Here is a 1,757-nt window from a genome sequence, read left to right as displayed (position 1 = left end):
CGGATCGACACGGACGCGCCGGGACCGCACTGGTTCGCGATCGACCCGGCCGGCCGGACGGGCTTCGCGACCAACAAGGAGGCGCCGTTCGTGTCGGTCGTCGACCTCGACCGGGGCGTCCTCACGGCGAAGGTCGCGGTGCCGGGCAGCGAGGGGCTGGCGGTGTCCGCCGACGGTGCGCACGCCTTCGTTGCCGGGCCCTACGCGTCGTTCTCCGGGGGAGCGGCCGAGCGGCCGGAGAACGGGATCCGGGTCGTCGACGCCCGTTCGGCGTCCGTCGTCGAGGTGCTGCCGACCGACGGCCTCGTCCTGCCGGTCCACCTGACGTCGACGGGCATGCTCCTCGCGGGCGAGCTGCGGATGGACACCGGATCGGAGTCGCGGCTGGGACGGCACCTGCCGGGCCGCCTCACGGTGTTCGACGCCGGGACGCGCAAGCGGGTGGGCTCGGTCGAGGTCGGGCTGTTCCCGCTGACGATCACCTCGTCGCCGGACGGCCGGCTCGCGTACGTCGCCAACGTCGTGTCGTCGACCGTCGACGTCGTCGACCTGGAGACGCTGGAGCGGGTGTCCAGCCTGGACGTCGCCCGGGCGGGCGAGGCCGGGGCGCACGGCCTCGCCTACATCCCGCGCCCGGCCTGATCCGCGCCGCGCCCTCCGGTGGGCCGCTCCTTCCGGTGCGCCGCCGTCAGCCCAGGTCCCGTACCAGCGCCCCGATCGCCGGTGTCGGGAGGCCGTGGCGGGCGGCGGCCCGGAGGACGGCGCCGCCGATGGCGTCGAGTTCGATCGGGCGACCGGCCTCCGCGTCGCGCTGCATCGAGGACTTCATCGCGCCCGGCGCGCGGTCGAAGAAGGAGAGGATCGTCTCGGCGTCCTCGGGTGCCCCCTCGGCGCGGGCCACGGCGGTGATCTCGTCGAGGACCGCGAGCAGTTCGGGGCGGTGCGCGGTGCGGACGGTGCTGGCGTCCGTCCGGTGGCGGGTGGTGAGCAGCGCGAACGGGGCGAGGAAGCACAGCTTGCTCCACAGCATCGCGGCCTCGTCCTCGCGCACGGCGACGGTGAGGCCGGCCTGGCGGAGCCGGTCGGCGAGGCGGGCGACCTCGACGGCGGCGGTCGAGCTGCTGTCTGGGGCCGGGCCCGCGCCTTCGCCTGAGGCCGCGCCCGCGCCTTCGCGTGAGCTCGCGCCCGGGGCGGCGAGTTCGAGCGCGGCGAACGGGCTGGAGTGCTCGATGCGGCCGGGCGCGGTGCGGGCGGCCTCGACCCGGATCGTGCCGGCCACCACGCGGGCGGCGGGGTAGCGCTCGCGCAGCAGCGCGACGTGGTCGAGCCCGTTGAGCAGCGGCACGACGAGCGCGTCGCCGACGGCCCGGGCCGGGATCCGGTCGAGCGCGGCGGGCAGGGCCGTCTCCTTGACGGTGACGAAGACGGCGTCGACGGGCTCGCGCAGTTCGTCCGCCGCCTCGACCTGGGCGGTGAACCCGCCGAACTGCGCACTGTCGACGCGCAGTCCGTCCTGGCGGAGGACGGCGGCGGTGTCGTCACCGGCGAGGCAGACGACGCGGTGTCCGGCCCGCGAGAGCAGCGCGCCGATCAGGCCGCCGACGCCGCCCGGCCCGAGGACGGCGACGGTGAGGGACGTTGTCGGCATGTCGACTCCTGTGCTGCTCGTACCGGTCGGGAGGGGACTACTGCGGCGACCCTACTCGGGCGCGCCCGACGGCGCCGCCAGTGAGACGAAGCCGAAGAAGAACGGCGGC

1 protein-coding gene and 1 pseudogene are annotated in these 1,757 nt (G+C 75.7%); one reads left to right on the top strand and one right to left on the bottom strand.

From position 1 onward, the window contains the following. Positions 1-642 (top strand): annotated as a pseudogene (locus tag AB0O00_RS37905) (YncE family protein); the annotation flags it as partial. 46 nt (positions 643-688) lie between these two features. On the opposite strand, the gene AB0O00_RS37900 reads toward AB0O00_RS37905, so the two are convergent. Beyond that, entirely contained in the window at positions 689-1,648 is a 960-nt protein-coding gene (locus tag AB0O00_RS37900; RefSeq protein ID WP_363659240.1) for a 2-dehydropantoate 2-reductase, read from the bottom strand. Between the last annotated feature and the right edge of the window lie 109 nt (positions 1,649-1,757).

This window comes from Kitasatospora sp. NPDC093558, from assembly GCF_040683475.1.
Taxonomy (GTDB): Bacteria; Actinomycetota; Actinomycetes; order Streptomycetales; family Streptomycetaceae; genus Kitasatospora.
The sequence above is the reverse complement of the archived record's forward strand: the minus strand, read 5'-3'. Positions and strand labels throughout refer to the sequence as shown.